The sequence below is a fragment of the Aeromonas fluvialis genome (genome assembly GCF_000819885.1).
Taxonomy (GTDB): domain Bacteria; phylum Pseudomonadota; class Gammaproteobacteria; order Enterobacterales; family Aeromonadaceae; genus Aeromonas; species Aeromonas fluvialis.
In genome coordinates this window covers 20,146-39,397 of the sequence record NZ_CDBO01000020.1, presented here as the reverse complement: position 1 = coordinate 39,397, position 19,252 = coordinate 20,146, and the positions used below count along the sequence as shown (strand labels likewise).

General features: G+C 59.8%; 22 protein-coding genes and 1 riboswitch. Of the genes, 5 read left to right on the top strand and 17 right to left on the bottom strand.

Annotation, left to right across the window (positions count from 1 at the left end; translation table 11 throughout):
* Positions 1 to 180: 180 nt before the first annotated feature.
* Entirely contained in the window at positions 181 to 837 is a 657-nt protein-coding gene (gene folE, locus BN1125_RS04985) for a GTP cyclohydrolase I FolE (protein WP_042011027.1), read from the bottom strand.
* 308 nt (positions 838 to 1,145) lie between these two features.
* Between folE and moeA the strand changes: the two genes are divergently transcribed.
* Both moeA and moeB read left to right on the top strand, forming a co-directional pair.
* Positions 1,146 to 2,372: a molybdopterin molybdotransferase MoeA gene (gene moeA, locus BN1125_RS04980; RefSeq protein ID WP_042011025.1), complete on the top strand. Its 1,227-nt coding sequence runs from the start codon at positions 1,146 to 1,148 to the stop codon at positions 2,370 to 2,372.
* The gene (moeB, locus tag BN1125_RS04975) at positions 2,369 to 3,124 is read left to right on the top strand and encodes a molybdopterin-synthase adenylyltransferase MoeB (protein ID WP_042011022.1); all 756 of its coding nucleotides are present in this window, start codon (positions 2,369 to 2,371) and stop codon (positions 3,122 to 3,124) included. Before moeA ends, moeB begins: the two co-directional genes overlap by 4 nt.
* An 86-nt stretch (positions 3,125 to 3,210) precedes the next feature.
* Here the strand turns inward: moeB and BN1125_RS04970 are convergent, their stop codons facing one another.
* The 16 genes from BN1125_RS04970 to moaA all read right to left on the bottom strand — a co-directional run bounded on the left by BN1125_RS04970 (position 3,211) and on the right by moaA (position 15,907).
* Complete coding sequence (locus tag BN1125_RS04970) at positions 3,211 to 3,987, bottom strand: alpha/beta fold hydrolase (RefSeq protein ID WP_042011020.1); 777 nt, start codon at positions 3,985 to 3,987, stop codon at positions 3,211 to 3,213.
* A gap of 91 nt (positions 3,988 to 4,078) precedes the next feature.
* The gene (gene modC, locus BN1125_RS04965) at positions 4,079 to 5,179 is read right to left on the bottom strand and encodes a molybdenum ABC transporter ATP-binding protein (protein ID WP_042011019.1); all 1,101 of its coding nucleotides are present in this window, start codon (positions 5,177 to 5,179) and stop codon (positions 4,079 to 4,081) included.
* The gene (modB, locus tag BN1125_RS04960) at positions 5,176 to 5,856 is read right to left on the bottom strand and encodes a molybdate ABC transporter permease subunit (RefSeq protein ID WP_042011031.1); all 681 of its coding nucleotides are present in this window, start codon (positions 5,854 to 5,856) and stop codon (positions 5,176 to 5,178) included. The genes modC and modB overlap by 4 nt, the downstream gene beginning before the upstream one ends.
* A 21-nt stretch (positions 5,857 to 5,877) precedes the next feature.
* On the bottom strand, positions 5,878 to 6,603 hold the full coding sequence (gene modA / locus BN1125_RS04955) for a molybdate ABC transporter substrate-binding protein (protein ID WP_042011018.1): 726 nt from the start codon (positions 6,601 to 6,603) through the stop codon (positions 5,878 to 5,880).
* 62 nt (positions 6,604 to 6,665) lie between these two features.
* Positions 6,666 to 7,160 carry a molybdopterin synthase catalytic subunit MoaE gene (moaE, locus tag BN1125_RS04950; RefSeq protein WP_042011017.1) on the bottom strand — a complete coding sequence of 165 codons (495 nt, stop codon included), beginning with the start codon at positions 7,158 to 7,160 and terminating at the stop codon, positions 6,666 to 6,668.
* Between the two features lies 1 nt (position 7,161).
* Positions 7,162 to 7,407 carry a molybdopterin synthase sulfur carrier subunit gene (moaD, locus tag BN1125_RS04945; RefSeq protein ID WP_042011016.1) on the bottom strand — a complete coding sequence of 82 codons (246 nt, stop codon included), beginning with the start codon at positions 7,405 to 7,407 and terminating at the stop codon, positions 7,162 to 7,164.
* Entirely contained in the window at positions 7,404 to 7,898 is a 495-nt protein-coding gene (gene moaC, locus BN1125_RS04940) for a cyclic pyranopterin monophosphate synthase MoaC (protein ID WP_042011015.1), read from the bottom strand. Before moaC ends, moaD begins: the two co-directional genes overlap by 4 nt.
* A 23-nt stretch (positions 7,899 to 7,921) precedes the next feature.
* Positions 7,922 to 8,428: a molybdenum cofactor biosynthesis protein B gene (gene moaB, locus BN1125_RS04935; RefSeq protein WP_042011014.1), complete on the bottom strand. Its 507-nt coding sequence runs from the start codon at positions 8,426 to 8,428 to the stop codon at positions 7,922 to 7,924.
* A 255-nt stretch (positions 8,429 to 8,683) separates the two neighbouring features.
* Complete coding sequence (locus tag BN1125_RS04930) at positions 8,684 to 9,274, bottom strand: cytochrome c3 family protein (RefSeq protein ID WP_042011013.1); 591 nt, start codon at positions 9,272 to 9,274, stop codon at positions 8,684 to 8,686.
* 11 nt (positions 9,275 to 9,285) lie between these two features.
* Positions 9,286 to 9,741, bottom strand: a complete 456-nt coding sequence (locus BN1125_RS04925; RefSeq protein ID WP_042011012.1) for a nitrate reductase cytochrome c-type subunit — start codon at positions 9,739 to 9,741, stop codon at positions 9,286 to 9,288.
* A complete protein-coding gene (gene napH / locus BN1125_RS04920) occupies positions 9,741 to 10,616 on the bottom strand; it encodes a quinol dehydrogenase ferredoxin subunit NapH (RefSeq protein WP_042011011.1) in 876 nt (291 codons plus the stop codon). The genes BN1125_RS04925 and napH overlap by 1 nt, the downstream gene beginning before the upstream one ends.
* On the bottom strand, positions 10,613 to 11,350 hold the full coding sequence (gene napG / locus BN1125_RS04915; RefSeq protein ID WP_042011010.1) for a ferredoxin-type protein NapG: 738 nt from the start codon (positions 11,348 to 11,350) through the stop codon (positions 10,613 to 10,615). The genes napH and napG overlap by 4 nt, the downstream gene beginning before the upstream one ends.
* A 16-nt stretch (positions 11,351 to 11,366) precedes the next feature.
* Complete coding sequence (gene napA / locus BN1125_RS04910) at positions 11,367 to 13,856, bottom strand: nitrate reductase catalytic subunit NapA (protein ID WP_042011009.1); 2,490 nt, start codon at positions 13,854 to 13,856, stop codon at positions 11,367 to 11,369.
* On the bottom strand, positions 13,853 to 14,122 hold the full coding sequence (locus BN1125_RS04905; protein WP_042011008.1) for a chaperone NapD: 270 nt from the start codon (positions 14,120 to 14,122) through the stop codon (positions 13,853 to 13,855). Before BN1125_RS04905 ends, napA begins: the two co-directional genes overlap by 4 nt.
* Positions 14,123 to 14,151: 29 nt before the next feature.
* Positions 14,152 to 14,661 carry a ferredoxin-type protein NapF gene (gene napF, locus BN1125_RS04900; protein WP_042011007.1) on the bottom strand — a complete coding sequence of 170 codons (510 nt, stop codon included), beginning with the start codon at positions 14,659 to 14,661 and terminating at the stop codon, positions 14,152 to 14,154.
* 265 nt (positions 14,662 to 14,926) lie between these two features.
* The gene (moaA, locus tag BN1125_RS04895) at positions 14,927 to 15,907 is read right to left on the bottom strand and encodes a GTP 3',8-cyclase MoaA (protein WP_042011030.1); all 981 of its coding nucleotides are present in this window, start codon (positions 15,905 to 15,907) and stop codon (positions 14,927 to 14,929) included.
* Positions 15,895 to 16,048, bottom strand: a riboswitch (molybdenum cofactor riboswitch). Its footprint overlaps the gene before it by 13 nt.
* A gap of 78 nt (positions 16,049 to 16,126) precedes the next feature.
* On the opposite strand from moaA, the gene narQ reads away from it, so the two are divergent.
* The 3 genes from narQ to BN1125_RS04880 all read left to right on the top strand — a co-directional run bounded on the left by narQ (position 16,127) and on the right by BN1125_RS04880 (position 19,159).
* Positions 16,127 to 17,839, top strand: a complete 1,713-nt coding sequence (gene narQ, locus BN1125_RS04890; RefSeq protein WP_042011006.1) for a nitrate/nitrite two-component system sensor histidine kinase NarQ — start codon at positions 16,127 to 16,129, stop codon at positions 17,837 to 17,839.
* Positions 17,839 to 18,477, top strand: coding sequence for a two-component system response regulator NarL (gene narL / locus BN1125_RS04885; RefSeq protein ID WP_042011004.1), 639 nt, complete (start codon positions 17,839 to 17,841; stop codon positions 18,475 to 18,477). Before narQ ends, narL begins: the two co-directional genes overlap by 1 nt.
* Before the next feature lie 106 nt (positions 18,478 to 18,583).
* Positions 18,584 to 19,159, top strand: coding sequence for an LON peptidase substrate-binding domain-containing protein (locus BN1125_RS04880; protein ID WP_042011002.1), 576 nt, complete (start codon positions 18,584 to 18,586; stop codon positions 19,157 to 19,159).
* The last annotated feature ends 93 nt before the right edge of the window (positions 19,160 to 19,252 follow it).

Here is a 19,252-nt window from a genome sequence, read left to right as displayed (position 1 = left end):
GGTCATGGGTAATCAGGTAATTGAATGCGTTGATGGTTCGCATAACGTGTACCCACGCGCCCCCTCGCAGCCCCCACCGCTACAGGTCATGACTCTCCCCCACTCTCTCCATAAAAAACGCCAGCAAGGCTTGCTGGCGTCTCGTTTATTCAGCGTGGCGGTTACAAAACAACCGCAATTTTATCCGCGCAAGCCGCCCAGAAATTCTGCCCGGGTATCGGGCTGGCTCTTGAACACCCCACCGAGGGAGGTGGTGGTGGTATAGGAAGTGGAGTCCATCACCCCACGCGCCTTGACGCAGTAGTGAGTCGCCTTGATGCTGATGGCTACGTCCTTGGTGCCGAGCAGTGTCTGCAGCGCCAGCAGGATCTGCTGGGTCAGCCGCTCCTGCACCTGGGGACGGCGGGCGAAGAACTGCACGATGCGGTTGATCTTCGACAGGCCAATCACCTTGCCGCGAGGGATATAGGCCACATGGGCCAGCCCGTCGATGGTGACGAAGTGGTGTTCGCAGGTGCTGGTGAGGCTGATGTCCCGCACCATGATCATCTCGTCCACCTGCATCTTGTTTTCGATCACCGTCACCTTGGGGAAGGTAGAATAATCGAGGCCGGAGAAGATCTCGTTGACGTACATCTTGGCGATGCGATGCGGCGTCTCGGCCAGACTGTCATCGGTCAGATCCAGCCCCAGCGTCTCCATGATGGAGCGCATATGGCCTTCGATCTTCTCCCGCTTCTGCTGGCTGTTCAGCTCGTTGGTGACCAGGGGGGTTTCCAGTCCCTGGGCTTCGAGGGCAGCCCTGACCAGCAAGGCTTCCGGACTTAAGGTTGTCATTATCTTCTCTCCCACGCTCAGGGACTGTGAGGGCAGCTCAAGGAGCAACCCCTTATGTTATTGCGGCGTACAGGGCCGACGGTATCGCTGTAATGGTCGCCACACAGGATGTGACAGCCATCTGTTATGGCGGCATAGTAAACGGCCATTGCCGCCAAGATTCAAGTCAACTTGTGTGTCACCTCATACTTTATGGCCATCTCACCCCGTTTTAGCGCCGATTACCCCGAGAATCCTTGAGATAACCTGCCCATCCCCGGGGATTTTTGTGATAATCCCGCCTTCAATCATAGAAAGAGGTCATGACGATGGGATTTGATACCAGCGGACTACTCCCCTTAAGCGATGCCCTGCAAGGGATGCTGGAACAACTCGCCTGCTGCTGCGACAGCGAGCAACTGCCCCTGCCAGAGGCCCTTGGCCGGGTTCTTGCCAGCGACATCGCCTCTCCCCTCGCCGTGCCCCCCTTCGACAACTCCGCCATGGATGGTTACGCCGTACGCATTGCGGATCTCGCTGCTGGCACCCCGCTCATCATGGCGGGCAAAGCGTTTGCTGGTCAGCCCTATCAGGGCGAATGGCCCGCTGGCCACTGCGTGCGGATCATGACCGGCGCCCCGGTACCGGCCGGTACGGATGCAGTGGTGATACAGGAAGAAACGCAGGCCGATGGCGATCGGATCACTTTTCTGGCACAACCCGAACCGGGCCAGAATATCCGCCGCGCCGGCAGCGATATCGGCAAGGGCGCCTGCGTGCTACCAGCCGGTACTCGCCTCACCCCAAGAGAGATGCCACTGCTGGCCTCCCTCGGCGTGGCTACCGTCGTGGTGCGCCGCCCGCTGAAGGTGGCTATTTTCAGCACCGGCGACGAGCTCAAACCGGTCGGCACCCCGCTCGCCCACGGTGATATCTATGACTCCAACCGCTACGGCGTGCGCGCCATGCTGGCACGCATGGGCTGCGACTGCCTCGACCTTGGCATTATCCCGGACGATCCGGCCCAGCTGCGCGCCGCCTTTATCCGCGCCGACGAAGAGGCCGATGTGCTGATCACCACCGGCGGCGTCTCGGTGGGGGACGCGGACTTCACCAAACAGCTGCTTGACGAGCTCGGCGAAATCGGCTTCTGGAAGCTCGCCATCAAGCCGGGCAAGCCATTTGCTTTTGGCCGCCTGCCCCGCGCCTGGTTCTTCGGCCTGCCGGGCAACCCGGTCTCCGCCATGGTCACCTTCGATCAGCTGGTGCAACCGGCGCTGGCCAAGCTGGCAGGACAACGCTTCGAGCGCCCGCTTCAGTTGCAAGCAGTCACCACCGAGCCGCTCAGAAAGAGCCCGGGCCGACTCGACTTCCAGCGCGGCATCCTGAGCCAGGGGCCAAACGGCCTCGAAGTGCGCAGCACCGGCTCGCAGGACTCCGCCGTGTTCAGCTCCCTGTCGCGTGCCAACTGCTACATCGTCCTTGAGCGGGAGCGGGGCAGGGTCGCGGCAGGAGAGACGGTGACCGTCGAACCGTTCGGGGGATTGCTGCTGTGAGCGAGATCCTCAGCGACGCAGAGCTCTTGCGCTACAACCGCCAGATCATCCTCAAATCGTTCGATTTCGAGGGGCAGGAGGCGCTCAAGCAGGCTCACGTGCTGGTGATCGGCGCCGGTGGCCTCGGCTGCGCCGCCAGCCAGTATCTGGCGGTGGCCGGGGTCGGCCAGCTCACCCTGGTCGATTTCGACAAGGTGGAGCTCTCCAACCTGCAGCGTCAGGTGCTGCACAGTGATGAGCGCATCGGTCACTACAAGGTGGACTCAGCAGCGCAATCGCTGCGTGCCCTCAACCCCTGGCTTGAGGTGGAGACCCACACTGCCGTGGCCGATGAAGCGCTGCTCGATGCCTTGCTGCCCCGACATCAGCTGGTACTCGATTGCACCGACAATCTGGCCATTCGCAACCTGCTGAATCAAAAGGCACGCCAGCACAGGGTGCCGCTGGTCAGTGGCGCCGCCATCCGGCTGGAGGGCCAACTCTGCAGCTTCACCTGGCAGGAAGATGAGCCCTGCTACGCCTGCCTCAGCGCCCTGTTTGGCGAGCAGGCCCTCACCTGCGTCGAGGCGGGTGTACTCGCCCCCGTGGTGGGGCTGGTGGGCAGCCTGCAGGCACTGGAAGCCATCAAGCTCTTGGCAGGCATGGGCAAAAGCTACAGCGGCCGCCTGCTGATGATCGACGGCCTGAGCGGCACCTTTCGCGAGATGAAGCTGCCCAAGCGCCCCGACTGTCCGGTCTGCTCCCATCCATAAAGCAAACGGGATCAAAAAAGCCGAACCCTGTGGTTCGGCTGCTTGTTATCTACACCCTTTGTCATCTGTCACCAGCAACCGTCTCCTCAATGGGTCGTGAGGATCCGTTGCAACAGGTGGTTAAAACCCGAGGGATCTTCCGCGGGCCAGGCGTGGCGGCCGTTGGGGGTGTGGATGGTTGCGTTGGGCAGGGCGGCAAACTGCTCTACCCGTTTGGCCAGCGGCAAGTAATCTTGACTGGTTGAGATGATGGCCACCGGCTGCCAGATGGTGCCGAGCCTGGCACGAACCGACCAGCCGGGTAGCGCCTCCAGCAGCGCCTTGTAGGTTTTCTTTTTATTGCGCACGAAGCGCAGCCGGAAGGTGTGGCGCACCTGAGCGAGATCCGGGCCCGGAAAGAGCTCGCGCCCCAGCCACCAGGCGAGCGGGTGCATGCCACACCAACGCAGCCACTTGAGGCGCTGGGCATAACGCTCCTGCTCTTTGGCTGTCTCCAGCAGAAATTCGCTGAAGCCATTGACCAGTACCAGCCCCTGCACCTTGTAGGGCAGTCGCAGTGCCAGCTCCAGCGCCACCATGGCCCCCAGCGACAACCCCACGACCCAGGCGGGCTCGGGCTGTTCATCGAGCCAGCTCACCACATCGGCTGCCAGGGTCGCCACATCAAATGGCCCCTCCTGCATGCTCTGGCCATGACCGCGCAGATCCAATGCCACCACCCGATAGTGTTCGGAAAACCGTTCGATCTGCGCCTGCCAGTCGAGACTGGAAGAGCCCAGCCCGTGCAACAGCAACAGCAAAGGCCCCTCCCCCGCGCAGCGCAGGGCAAGACCGTTGAATTTCATCACCTGATTGCGGCGCATCAGTGTATTGCCTCTCGACTCATCACCTGAACCATCTCTTGTTATTATGCTGCCCGTGGCTATCCTGCCACGTTATCAGCACGGCGCCCAATCAGCCTTCGCTGACCAGACTCACCGCTTTGATATAAGCGTAGATCTGCTGCTCCGGCGCCAGCGCCAGCCGCCTGGCGGAGCGGCTGGTGATCCGGGCCAGCAGTATCTGCTCACCCAGCGCCAACTGCAACAGAGTCTGGCCGGGGCGCACCTCGCACACCGCCAGCAGACGGGTGACCAGACAGTTGGAGAGACTGGAGTGCAAGATGGGAGCGGTGGCAATGACCACATCCCGCCCCGCCACCTTGATCTGCAAGGGGCCGCTCTCGTCCGGCACATGGGCCATGGTGACCCGCAGTCGCTGCTCACCAAGCTGCAGGGTCGCCATCTGCTCGTCGTCATCATAGTGGACCAGGGAGGCATCGAGCATGACACCTGCATCGTCACGGCTGGCGAGCGAGAGATCGGTGCGGGCGAAGATCTCGCTCGGCTTCCCCTGAGCCTCGACCCTGCCATCCGCCAGCAGCACCAGCTGATCACAAAGCAGACTCACCTCCTCCATGGCGTGGCTGACGAAGATCATCGGGATGCCGCTCTCCTGCTGCAAGCCTTTGAGCACATGGGCCTGATGGATGCGGCTGCGCCGATCCAGCGCCGAGAAGGGCTCGTCGAGCAACAGCAGGTCGGGCTCGGCCAGCAGTGCCCGCCCCAGCGCCACCCGCTGGCGTTGGCCACCCGACAAGGCATGGGCAGGCTGTCCCAGTAGATCGGCAAAGCCAAGCCGGGTCGCCAGCGCTTCGGGCTGCCAGCGCCCTCGCCCCTTGCGGGCCGCCAGTTGCAGATTGCCGAGCACCGTCAGATGGGGGAAGAGACGTGAATCCTGAAACACCAGTCCGATGCGGCGCGCCTCGGGCTGCAGCGCGGCGTACTCCCGCCCACGCCACAGCAAACGATCCCCACGTTGGCGGTCTAGCCCGGCGATGATACGCAGCAGGGTGCTCTTGCCACAACCGGAGGGGCCAAACAGACCGAGAGTGCCCCCCAGTTCGAGAGTCAGTGCACAAGCGAGGGTAAAAGGGCCAAACTCGCGCCGGACATCGAGTTGCAAGGGATGGCGGTGCGGAGCGTTGCCTTGTGGAAGCGTGGGTGACTGGTTCATCCGAACACTCTCCGCTGTCTGCGCTGCAGCACCCCGTAGACCAACACCAGCATCACCAGAGAGAACCCCATCAGCCCGCCCGCCAGAATATGAGCGTTCTGGTAGTCCATCGCCTCCACATGGTCGAACAGGGCAATCGAAAGGACCTGGGTTTCACCCGGTATGTTGCCGCCAATCATCAGCACAACGCCAAACTCCCCCAGGGTGTGGGCAAAGCCGAGCGCCGCTGCCATCACGAAGCTGGGCAGCGTCATCGGCAAGATGATGTGGAAGAAGCGCTCCAGCGGGCCGAACCCCAGCGTAGCGGCGGCCTCCAGCTCCTTGTTGCCCATGTTGACGAAGGCGGAGGTGAGCGGCTGCACCACAAACGGCAGCGAATAGAGGATGGAGGCAAACAGCAGACCGGTGAAGCTGAAGGCGAGCGGGACGCCGAAAGTGTCGCGCCACCAGGCACCGAAACCAAACTCCGGGGAGAAGGCGAGCAACAGATAAAAACCGAGTACGGTCGGCGGCAACACCAGCGGCAACGCCACCAGCGCCTCCACTAGGGGACGCAACCGGTTCTGGCTGCGCGACAGCCACCAAGCCAGCGGCGGCGATAGCAAGAGCAGGATGCCCGTGGTACTGGCCGCCAGTTTCAGAGTCAACCAGACCGCCTGCAGATCCCCTTCACTCATGAATGACACTCGTCATGAATATCAAGGCAGGGCATAACCCGCCTCCTTGATGGTGTTCTGACCCGGCCCCTTGAGCCAGGCAACCAGCGCATCCACGGCCTCACCTTTTTTGAGCACCAGCCCCTGTTGCTCGATGGCAGGATAGAGGTTCTGTGGCACAGCCCAGGCTTCGCCGGTTTTGCCCGCTTCCACCAGGTTGGCCCAGGCGACAAAGCCCAGCTCGGCATTGCCGGTGTCGACAAACTGCCAGGTCTGGCTGATATTGGCCCCGGTCAGCACACGGTACTGCTTGGGATCGATCTTGAGATGCTCGAGGGTTGCCATGGCGGCGGCGCCATAGGGCGCTGTGCGGACATTGGCGATGGCGAGGTTGCCTTTCCAACTGCGCAGAGTCGCCTCGTCAGGGGCCGGCCCCCCCTTCTTCCACAGTCCCAGCTGGCCAATGGAGTAGGTGAAGCGCTCGCTCCCCTTGCCCTCTTTCTCCAGCTTCTGCGGGGAGGCCACGTCGGCGGAGAGGAAGAGATCGAACGGGGCGCCATGGCTTATCTGGGTGTAGAGCACGCCGGTTGCGGCCGAAGAGATGGTCACCTGGTGGCCGGTCTTGGCGGTGAACGCCTGGCCAATACGCTCCAGCGTGCCCTTGAAGTTGGCAGCCACGGCCACCTTCACTTCGTCGGCCTGCACCTCGGCACTATGCAGCGCCCCGGCAAAAACTCCCAACACCAATACAGATAACAGCGGTTTCATTTCTTTCCTCCTGATGCGGGTCTAGCATGGCCCGGAAATAGGCGCCATGGTTCTGGGCGAACCTACTCCTCTTGTTGCGACCCGGGCTGCTGCCAGCGGGCAGCGGCGGCGTTGTCGCTCTCCTTGGCCTCGACCCAGCGTTGCACACCCTCGGCGGTCAGCTCTTTTTTCCAGAACGGCGCCCGGGTTTTCAAGAAATCCATGATGAAGTGACAGGCATCAAAGGCTGCGTCACGGTGGGCACTGCTCACCGCCACCAGCACGATTTGATCGCCAAGCATCAGCTCTCCGATGCGATGGATGAGGGTGCACTCCTGCAGGGGCCAGCGGCAGCGCGCTTCAGCCACGATCTCTATCAGCGCTTTCTCGGTCATGCCGGGGTAATGCTCTAGAGCCAGCCCCTTGACCTCCTCCCCCTGATTGAAATCACGCACCTTGCCCACGAAAGTGACGATGGCGCCGGTGTCGGCGCGAGTGGCGAGGCGGGCATACTCATCGGCCAGCGAAAAATCGCCCCGCTGGACCAGGATGCGATCCGTGGTGCTTGTCTGGTTCATGTCAGCCTCCCGTCACAGGAGGGAAAAAGGCGACTTCATCGCCATCGTGAAGTTCGGTAGCAAGGGGCACCAGGGTCTGGTTAACCGCCACCAGCAGTTTGCCCTCCTCCAGCGCCAGCGCCCACTTGTCACCGCGCTCGCTTAAGCTGCGACGCAGCGCCTCGGCAGTGGCATAGTCGCAGGGCAGGGTCAGCTCGTCGCACGCCACCAGCTCCCTGACCTGGGCAAAAAACAGTACCTTGATCATGCCTGCTCTCCTCTGTTGTCATCGACCTGGAAGTGGCCGGATTTGCCACCCCGTTTCTCCACCAGGCGAACCTGTTCGATGATCATGTCTTTTTGTACCGCCTTGCACATGTCGTAAATGGTGAGGGCCGCTACCGACGCGGCGGTGAGCGCCTCCATCTCCACCCCTGTCTTGCCGGCAAGTTTGCACAGGGTGCGGATATGCACCCGGTTCTGCTCGGGCAGCGGAGCAATCTCTACCTCCACCCTGGTAAGTGCCAGAGGGTGACACAGGGGGATCAGATCCGAGGTCTTCTTGGCCGCCATGATGCCGGCGATGCGGGCGGTGGCGAACACATCCCCCTTGTGGTGCTGGCCGCTCAGGATCAGCGCCAGCGTCTCGGGGGCCATGGCAACAAACGCCTCGGCGCGCGCCTCGCGCTCGGTCACCTGCTTGTCGGTCACGTCCACCATGTGGGCTTCGCCGCTTTGGTTGAGATGGGTCAGGTTCATCACTATCCCTTTCATGCAGATGTTCAAAGATGGGAGACAAAATTGCACGGCTTGGTGCGGGCATCGAGCTGATCGCGGATAAGCTGCTCCCACCCCAGGCGACAGGCACCGGTCGAACCGGGCAGGCAGCAGATCAGGGTGCGATTGGCCAGCCCTGCGAGGGCACGGCTCTGCATGGCAGACCCCTTGATCTCGGCAAACGAGATCTGGCGAAACAACTCGCCAAAGCCTTTGACGGTACGGTCGAACAGTACGCCGACCGCTTCCGGCACCCGGTTCTGATCGTTAAAGCCGGTGCCGCCATTGACCAGCACCACCTGGATGCCCTCATCGGCGATCCACTGGCTGACCCGGGAGCGGATCTGATAGAGATCGTCAGCAAGCAGTGCCCGATCAGCCAGCTGATGACCCGCCTCGCTAAGCGCCGACACCAGGTAGTCACCCGAGCTGTCTTCGGCGGCGGTGCGGCTGTTGGAGACCGTCAGCACGGCGATCTTGAGGGGAATAAATGCGTTATGTTTCTGTCCCATCGGGCAGCTCCTGTTAGCTATAAACCGTGAGAAATATGAGCAAAGGGCAAGAAGCCCGAGGCAGCCCCCTGGCGTGTTGACGGGAACAACCAGGTTCAGTCACCAGCATCTGTTCATTCGGGTTCCTGCACGGTGGGCTGATTCTATCAAAGGTTTCACTGGATATGGGTCTAAAGGGCTCACAAAACAGCCCTTTACCCAACAGGTTGGCAAAAAAAGAGGCAGGCCGGATAAATCCGGCCTGCCTCTTGTGGGTTAGAAACCCTTCACCCCTGTCATGTCCGGGAGCTGGTGCGCTATCCCTTTGTGACAGTCGATACAGGTATTCTCGCCACTGGCCAGGTTGGTCGAGTGCATCTTGGCAGCGCGCTGCCCTTGCAGGGAGAAGTCCATGTATTCGAAGTTGTGACAGTTACGACACTCTCTTGAATCCGTGTCCTTCATCCGTTTCCACTCTCGTTCGGCCATCTCGCGCCGGTGCGACTCGAACTTCTCGCGGGTGTCCACCTTGCCGGTGAGCTTGCCCCACAGCTCCTTGGACGCCTGTACCTTGCGGATGATCTTGTAGGTCCACTCGTGGGGCACGTGGCAATCCGGGCAACTGGCCCGCACACCGGAACGGTTGGCGTAGTGGATGGTGTCACGGTACTCCTCGAACACGTTGTCCTTCATCTCGTGGCAACTGGTACAGAATGCCTCGGTGTTAGAGGCCTCCATGGCGGTGTTGAAACCGCCCCAGAAGATGACACCACCGAAGAAACCCATCATCAGCAGCACCCAGAGGGCCGCTTTTGACGGTGACTTGAAGGTGGTCCACAGACGCTTGATAAAGCCGGGTAATTTCATTGCTGGACTCCTTAGTTCAGTGCTTCAACCGGCTTGAACGTATTTTCCACCAATGGCTTGGCATCCGCTTGCGGCACATGGCACTGCAGGCAGAAGTAGCGACGGGGGGATACCTCACCCAGAGTTGTACCATCACGGGTCTCGAAGTGAGTCGGGCTGATCTTGGGGGCCTTCATGGCACTGGCATTCTTGAAGCTGTGACAGGCAAGGCACTTGTTGACCTTGTTATCCACCTCGTAGTTGCGAATATCATGGGGGATCAACGGCGGTTGATGGATGTATTGACGATCATAGCTGTCACCATCCTTACGGAAATTTTTCAGTGGTGCAGGCACCCCCTCGGTTGCCAGGTCGGTCGCCCCCCGCTCGGACTTGATCCCTCCGGTGCTATTGATGATCTCGGAGGTAGCAGCCATCAAGGAACCCGCCATCAGGCAGGCCAGCATTGCTCCAATCAGCTTTTTCATTAGTTATTCTCCAATGTTTTTTCTGCCTTGACGGCAAAACCTACTTTGATTTCAAAAACATGCTCCGCGCAGACATCGATGCAACGGCCGCAGTTGGTACATTCCTGAGCCACTATCAGGGACCCGTGACCGCGCTTGGCGCCATGAACCGGCCCGCGTAGGATGGGGCGCTCGGGACAGACCGCATAACAATCCATGCAGTTGCTACAACGCTCACGCCCCGAAGCTGCAATCTTGATAAAACCGACCCGGTTCACCAGGGCGTAGAAGGCCCCGACCGGGCAGAGATGACCACACCAGCCACGCTCCACCACGAACAGATCGAACAGAAACAGCATCGCCAGCAGCATCCACCCCGCCCCCATGCCAAACAGCAGGCCACGCAGGACAAGAGATACCGGGTTGACCAGCTCCCACACCATGACGCCGGCAAATAACGGCGCCACCAGCACCATGGCCAGCAACCAGTAGCGAGTGTTGCGACTGAACTGGCCATTGCCCTTGAGACCAAGCCGGGCTCGCAACCAGGCAGCGGCATCCGTGATGAGGTTGACCGGACAGACCCAGGAGCAGAACGCCCGCCCCCCGACCAACCAGTACCCCAACAGCACGATGGCCGCCCCCAGCCAGAGGGTGGTGATGGGCCAGTGGCCCGCTGCCAGCGACTGCAACAGCGTGAGGGGATCGGTCAGCGGCACCGTCTCCAGCAACAGCGAGCTGGAGAGGTTGCCCTTCAAGATCCACACACCAGCCAGCGGCCCCAGTAAAAACAGCCCGAGCACGCTGAACTGACTCAGCCGACGCAGCAGCAGGAAGCGGTGAGAACGCCACCACCCCAGCTTGATGCGAGCCTCTTCCCCCGGATAACGACTCATAACCCCTCCGGTTTGCGGGTGGGCAGGGTGAGCCTATCTCCGATGAGCGACTTGTTCCCCGCCTTGGCCTTCTCTTCCCAGCCAAGCCGGTAGTGATGGCCCAGCTCCCCCTTGGCAAGGGTGCGGGGCACTACCTTGATGGCGGCCTCCTCCAGCACACAGGCATACTCGCACTTGCCACAGCCGGTGCAGACATCGCTGTGCACCGTGGGCAGGAACATGGCGTGCTTGCCGGTACGCTGGTTGTGCTGCAGATCCAGGGTGATCGCCTTGTCAATCAGCGGGCAGACCCGGTAACAGACATCGCAACGCAGGCCCAGATAGTTGAGGCAGGTCTCATGGTCGATGAGTACTGCCACCCCCATCCGCGCCTGATCGATGTCGGTCATGGCGTGATCCAGCGCCCCGGTCGGGCAGGCCACCACACAGGGAATGTCATCACACATCTCGCAAGGGACGCTGCGCGCCTTGAAATAGGGTGTTCCCGTGGTGACGGGCTCAAACAGCCGGGCAAGCTTGAGAGTATCGTAGGGGCAGGCCTCGACGCAGAGCCCACAGCGCACACAGGCACCGAGAAAATCGGCTTCGTCGAGGGCAGCAGGCGGACGCAGTGCCTGGGCCGGCACCGCTTCCACCTGCTGCCGGGCCATGCCGCCCAGCCCCACACCAAGCAGGCCCATACCACAGGCCCCCTTGGCCATGTCGGCCAGAAACTGGCGACGACTACGACTCATCTCTTGCTTCCCCGCCTCAGGCCTTCATCACCTTAACGGCGCACTTCTTGTAATCCGTCTCTTTAGAGAGCGGATCGGTGGCGTCCAGGGTCAGCTTGTTGACCAGCTGGCTCGCGTCGAAGAAGGGCATGAACACAAGGCCTTTGGGCGGACGGTTGCGACCACGGGTCTCAACACGGGTCTTCACCTCGCCACGGCGGGAGGTGACAATCACCTCTTCGCCACGGCGCACACCACGGGCCTTGGCATCTTCCGGGTGCATGAACAGTACCGCATCCGGGAAGGCGCGATAGAGCTCGGGCACACGGCGGGTCATGGTGCCAGTGTGCCAGTGTTCCAGTACGCGACCGGTGGAGAGCCACAGATCGTACTCTTTATCGGGCGACTCGGCAGCAGGCTCGAACGGCAGCGCGAAGATCACCGCCTTGCCATCGGGTTTACCATAAAAACGCACCCCTTCCCCCGCTTTCACGTAAGGGTCAAATCCTTCGCGATAACGCCACAGGGTCTCCTTACCATCCACCACTGGCCAGCGCAGACCGCGGGCTTCGTGATAGATCTCGAAAGGAGCCAGGTCATGGCCATGGCCGCGACCGAAGCTGGCATACTCCTCGAACAACCCCTTCTGAACATAGAAGCCGAAGTGTTCGACCTCGTCGTTGAGCTCGCCCTTGCTCTGCTCTTTCGGGAACTGATTAACCTGACCATTGGCGTAGAGCACGTCGAACAGGGTTTTGCCCTTCACTTCCGGCATCTTAGCAATCAGTTCAGCAGGCCACACTTCCTCAACCTTGAAGCGCTTGGAGAACTCCATCAGCTGCCACAAGTCAGACTTGGCCCCTTCCGGCGCTTTCACCTGCTGGTGCCAGAACTGGGTGCGGCGCTCGGCATTACCATAGGCACCTTCTTTCTCCACCCACATGGCGGTGGGCAGGATAAGGTCGGCAGCCTGGGCGGTAACTGTCGGGTATGGGTCAGAGACCACGATGAAGTTGCGCGGATCGCGATAGCCAGGCAGGCGATCGGTATTCATGTTGGGGCCGGCCTGCATGTTGTTGTTACACATCACCCAGTAGGCGTTGAGCTTGCCATCTTTGAGCATGCGGTCTTGCAGCACGGCGTGGTAGCCCACTTTGTCCGGAATGGTGCCTTCCGGCAGTTTCCAGATTTTTTCGGCGATGGCACGGTGCTTGGGATCGGTCACCACCATGTCCGCTGGCAAACGGTGGGCAAAAGTGCCGACTTCACGAGCGGTACCGCAGGCAGACGGCTGACCGGTCAGGGAGAAGGGACCATTGCCCGGCTCGGAGATCTTGCCGGTCAGCAGGTGAATGTTGTAGCAGAGGTTGTTGGCCCAGACACCACGAGTGTGCTGGTTGAAGCCCATGGTCCAGTAGGAGACCACTTTCTTGCTCGGATCAGCGTAGAGCTGGGCCAGCTTTTCCAGCTTCTCTTTGGATACGCCGGAGAGCTTGGCGACGGAGTCAACGTCGTAATCGGCCACGAACTTGGCAAACTCCTCGAAGGTCATCGGAGTAGCATCACCGCTGTCCGGGTTCTTGGCTTTCTGTTGCAGCGGATCGGTCGGGCGCAGACCATAACCGATGTCGGTCACCCCCTTCTTGAACACGGTGTGCTTGTTGACGAAGTCCCAGTTCACCTTGTCGTTCTGGATGATGTAGTTGGCAATATAGTTGAGGATCGCCAGATCGGTCTGGGGCGTGAACACCATGCCGTTATCCGCAAGCTCAAAGCTGCGATGCTCGAAGGTAGAGAGCACGTGCACCTGCACGTCTTGGTGAGAGATGCGGCGATCTGATATCCGTGACCAAAGGATCGGATGCATCTCGGCCATGTTGGAACCCCACAGCACGAAGGCGTCGGCCTGCTCGATATCGTCGTAGCAGCCCATGGGCTCATCCATGCCGAAGGTGCGCATGAAACCGACAACCGCAGACGCCATACAGTGGCGGGCGTTGGGATCAATGTTGTTGGAGCGGAAACCCGCCTTGAACAACTTGGCGGCGGCATAGCCCTCCCACACGGTCCACTGGCCGGAGCCGAACATGCCGATCGCGGTCGGGCCGTTCTCTTTCAGTGTGCTCTTGAACTTCTCGGCCATGATGTCGAAGGCTTGATCCCAGCTTATGGGAGCGAAGTCGCCATCCTTGTCGAACTGGCCGTTCTTCATCCGCAGCAGGGGCTGGGTCAAGCGGTCTTCCCCGTACATGATCTTGGAGAGGAAGTAGCCCTTGATGCAGTTGAGACCACGGTTGACCGGTGCATCGGGGTCACCCTGGGTCGCCACGACACGCCCATCCTGGGACCCCACCAACACGGAGCAGCCGGTACCGCAGAAGCGGCAGGGGGCCTTGTCCCATTTAATGGTGGTTTTATCGGTACTGGTGATCAGATTGGCCGCCATGGCGGGGGCACTGACACCAGCCACAGCAGCGGCAGCAGCCACCGCATTGGCCTTCATAAAGTCGCGTCGACTCAGCTTCATGACATATCCTCGCATTGCTTATCGAGTTCATCGAACTGGTGGTAAATCAGGGCGGCGGACAACACTCCCGGCATCGCCTGAATCGCATCAATAGCCGCCATGATGGGTTGTTGGCTCTCACCTTCCAGGGTGACCACCAGCTTGCCCTCTTCACTGACAGCGTGGACCTCGGCTCCGTTTAAAGCCGCGATCTGTTCAGCGAGCCGGTGACGCAACATGGGTTGGGTCAGCACCACCAGGCTCGATACGTGGAACTCTTGGGTCATTGTGACTCCTGCTTCACAAACATCCTGATTCATATTGGATTCTCCGACCCCGGTACGCCAACCCGAATGCTGCCTACCGGGCAGTCCGTCACACAGGCACCACAGCCGGTGCACAAGGCAGCATCGATGCTGGGCGTCGGCACCCGACCCAGCATCGGGGAAAAGCGAATGGCGCGGGTTTCACAACTGTCCTGACAGCGCTGACAAAACACCTGGGCACTGGCCAAACAATTGGCTTCAATATGGGCTATGTATTGCCAGGGCGCCTCCGTGGTCGGACGAAATATCGGCGCCTTGCAGGCCGTCACGCAGTCACCACAGAAGGTACATTCGCCGTGCCGGAACTCCACGATGGGAAAACCGCCATCCCCCTTGATAAGGATCTGCTCTGGACAGGCCGCCAGGCAGTCGCCACAGCGGGTACAATCGGCCACAAAGTCGGGCCAGGGGAGTGACCAGGGTAACTGGACGCCAGGCTCTTTCGACGTCAAACGGCCGCGAAACAAACCCCGACGTGACAGGTTGACACCCTCTGGCATATCGACTCCTTCCTGGTGATAGACAGCGCACTGGTGATCAATCGCGCACGGGCGAGTCCGATGATGGACATCAGCAATACCAATTATAAGATTGGGCGTATATTGCGGCCCTGACAAGTTCAGGGATATACCACCAGGGAGATAAACAGGGGGGATTCTTGCGCTGGATCAAACCCTTGGCGCAATAATGTTCGATGGGTGCACATTTTGTACCCCATTTGAAAAAGCCTCTTGGTAGATGGTGCTGGTCAGGTATGCGAGCGGTTTAACCGCCTATCGAGGCCAGATGAGGCGTCGCACCGGCATTCCCTTCATGCAGCCGATGAGTCGCCGCCTTGCCACTGAGCGCCGAGCGAATGCGTTGTTGCAACGCCTCCTGCTGGCTGTCTGCACCGAGCAGATCCCGCAGCTCGACGCCATTGTCACCAAACAGACAGAGGTGCAACTTGCCCACCGAGGAGACCCGCAGCCGGTTGCAACCGGCACAAAAATCCTTGCTGTAAGGCATGATGAGACCGACGCCCCCTTGTGACTCCGGGTGCATAAAGACCTGCGCCGGACCGTCGTCCTTGCCGCGCAACTGCTGAACCCAACCACTTTCCATCAGGCGCTGTTTGATCTGCTCACCGCTGACATGATGGTTCTGGAACAGGGTATCCATCTCACCGGTCTGCATCAGCTCGATAAAACGCAGCTCGATGGGCTTGTGCCTGATCCAGCCCAGAAAGGCATCCAGCTGGTAGTCGTTCAGCCCCTTGAGCAGCACCGCATTGATCTTGACCGATGTGAAACCGGCGGCCAGGGCGGCTTCTATTCCTTCCATGACCTCTGCCAGCTTGTTCTCGCCGGTGATCTGGTGAAACTGGCGGGGATCCAGGCTGTCGACACTGACATTGAGTGCGGTAAGCCCGGCATCGAACCACTCGCGGGCCCGCTCCTTGAGGCGATAGCCGTTGGTGGTCATGGCCACTTTTTCGATGCCCGGGGTACCAGCCACAGCGTCAATGATGGAGGTAAAATCACGGCGAAGAGAGGGCTCGCCACCGGTCAGACGCACCTTGCGGGTCCCCATGGCGGCGAACCCACCGACGACGCGGCGGATCTCGTCAACCGAGAGAAAGGATTTGCGTCCTTGCGGACGATAGCCGTCCGGCAGGCAATAGGTACAACGAAAATTGCACACATCGGTGATCGACAGGCGCAAATAGTAAAAACGACGGGAAAAACCATCTTCAAGTGGCAACATAAACACCTTTCCAAATACGGGAGGCCAGGGCATTTCTTTCCTGACCCTTACAGCTCGACCATTAGATTCAACAATCGGCTGACGGCTGGTTTCCCCCTATCTCAAGGACTTAGGCAAAACCGCTCGGAGTTCATCTAGTTTTTCGATACTAACACAAGTTGGAGTACACTCCCACGCAACTAAAGAGGTAATCCACACATTCCGGAGACTTTTGGCATCATGCAAAAACGGTTCAGGGTCCGCTCGGTCAGCAGTGCCATCGGCCGCTCCATGATTTTGATCCTCTTCATGGCCAGCCTGATCGCGCTGGTCGCCATGGTCACCCTGTTCTATTCAATACCCGACGCCAAGGCGATTAATCTGTCTGGTTCCCTGCGAATGCAGGCCTACCGGATGGCCTATGAGATCGAGCAGGGTGAAAGCGTACTAAGGCGCCTCAACCAGTTCGAAGAGACGCTCCATGCCCGCGAGTTGCAAGAGACCCAGCGCTGGATCACCCCGGCTTCTCTTCGCCGCACCTACGGTGAAGTAGTCGGCCAATGGCGGGAGATGCGCCAGCATATCGAAGATCGGACTCCCAGACGATATACCGATAACACCGAAAAATTTGTGGCGGCCATCGACAATTTCGTCAACCAGATGCAATACCACGTGGAGTTCAAGGTACGCATGCTGGCGCTGGCGGAAGGGCTCGGGTTGCTGGCCATCATCACCATCGCTTGGTTTACCGTGCGCTTCACCCGCCAGCAGGTGGTCGCCCCCCTCAACCGGCTGGTCTATTGTGCCCGCCAGATCCAGCGGCAGGACTTCGATCTCCAGTTGCCCACCCACGGCGAAAATGAGCTGGGGGAGCTGTCGCGGGCTTTCGTCACCATGGCAGATGAGCTGGGCAAGCTCTATCGGGAGCTTGAGAACAAGGTGGAGGAGAAAACCGCCAAGCTGCAGCAGGCCAACGACACCCTATCGTTTCTCTACTCGACCGCCCAGAAGCTGCACGCCGCCCCACTCAGCACCCGCACCCTCATCAAATTGCTGGACCGCGCTGCCGCCCACCAGCATATCGACTATATCCGGCTAACCCGCTTCGAGCACAATGCCATGCCGGTCTACATCTCGGGGCGCACCGGCTGGCCCGGCGATCTCGATGCGGTAGCCAGCTTCTATCTGCAGATGGATGAGCAGGAGTTCGGCCGCCTCGACATCATCAGCCAGCACCCCATCGACGAGCGGTTGATCAAGAACTTCACCATGCTGCTGGCTCAGGTGCTGCACAAAGACCAGACCATGCTGCAACAGCAACGGCTGCTGCTGATGGAGGAGCGGGCGGTGATCGCCCGGGAGCTGCACGACTCGCTGGCGCAGGCCCTCTCCTATCTCAAGATCCAGTCCACCCTGCTCAAGCGCTCTTACGCCAAGGGACAGCATGACAAGGCGCAGGAGGCGATGCAGCAGATCGACGAGGGGCTCAGCAATGCCTATACCCAGTTGCGCGAACTGCTCGGCACCTTCCGTCTCACCATTGGCGATGCCAATCTGGGGGAAGCGATCCGGGTGATGCTCGATCAGCTGCGCCCCCAGACTCAGGCCGAGATCAGGTTTCATTACGGACTGGCCGACAACGACCTGGAAGCGGGTCAGCATATCCACATTTTGCAGTTGATCCGTGAGGCAGTGCTTAATGCCATCAAACATGCCAACGCGCAAGTGATTGATGTTAGCTGTGAGACCCTCGCCAGTGGTAACATAGAGGTTCAGATTTCAGATGACGGTGTCGGGATCGGAGTCGCTAGCTCGGCGATCAACCATTACGGGTTGAGCATCATGAACGAGCGCGCCAGCAAGCTGCACGGTCTGCTGACCATCAGCGAACAGCAGCCACAAGGCACCCGCGTGCATCTGACCTTTCCCACCAGTCTAACGAGAGACGCCTGATGGACGAGATGAAATACACAGTTCTGGTCGTAGATGACCACCCCCTCATGCGCAAAGGGATTGTGCAGTTGCTGACCCTGGAAGAGAACATGGAGGTGACCGGTGAAGCCTCCAATGGCACAGATGCCGTGGCACTGGCCAAAGAGGCCGAGCCGGATCTGATCCTGCTCGATCTCAACATGAAGGGGCTCTCCGGTCTCGATACCCTCAAGGCGCTGCGGGCCGAAGAGATCACCTCCCGGGTGGTGATCCTCACCGTCTCCGATACCCGTCAGGATGTGGTGGCTTTGCTCAAGGCGGGTGCCGATGGCTACCTGCTCAAGGATACCGAGCCTGATCTGCTGCTGGCCCAGCTGGCCGACGTGATGACCGGCAAGCAGATCCTGAGTGAACCGCTGCGCCCCTATCTCGAAAACATCTACGAGCTGGATCATCTGCAGCAGAAGCTGGAAAGCTTAACGCGTCGCGAAATGCAAATCCTGCGCGAAATTGCAAAAGGCCTCTCCAACAAACAGGTCGCCTCGGTACTCCATATCTCCGAGGGAACGGTCAAGGTTCACGTGAAGAGCCTGCTGAAGAAGCTCGAGGCGCAAAGCCGGGTGGAAGCGGCGGTCATGTATCTGGAGCAACGCAAGTAAGCTCCCCTCTTCCCGCCCGTAAAGCCACCACTCGGTGGCTTTTTTTCATTCTCTGGCACAGTCGCTGCATTGTCATATTCAGCAACGACTCAATGGAGGATGGAACATGAAACTACAACCTTTGGCACTGTTCCCTTTGCCTTCTCACATACTGCCGGGCGGCAAGCTTCCTCTGCGTCTGTTCGAACCCCATCATCTGCAGATGCTCAAGGAGTCGTTCATCAACGATCAGGGCTTTGGCATCGTGATGGAGGAGTCCACCACCTCGGGACAATCCGGCCGCATTCTGCCGGTAGGTACCCGGGTCAAGGTGACAGACTTCTACACCCTCAACGATGGTCTGTTAGGCGTGACCGTACTCGGTCTGGAGCGGTTTTGCATCCACGAGATGGAAACCGATGAGATAGGCCTGCGCCGTTCAAAAGTGGAGATGCTGCCCAACTGGCCGAGCACCCACTCCGATTTCAACGACAAGCTGCTGGTCAATCGCCTGCGGGAAGTGTTCGAGCAGTATCCTGAGCTTGATGAGCTCTATCCGGACAAGCGCTTTGAAGATGCCGCCTGGCTCTGCCAGCGCTGGCTCGAGATATTGCCGATGCCGATTTATGAAAAGCAGATGCTGATAGCCAAACAAAACAGTGAAGCAGCCCGTAAATTCCTGCATCGCCTGATTTCACAATGACAAAAGCAGCGTTGCAAAATGCAATTATTCCAATAATGAAAATATGAAATTCCCATTTCGCTAAAGAGTAGGAACGCAATAAGCCATAACAAG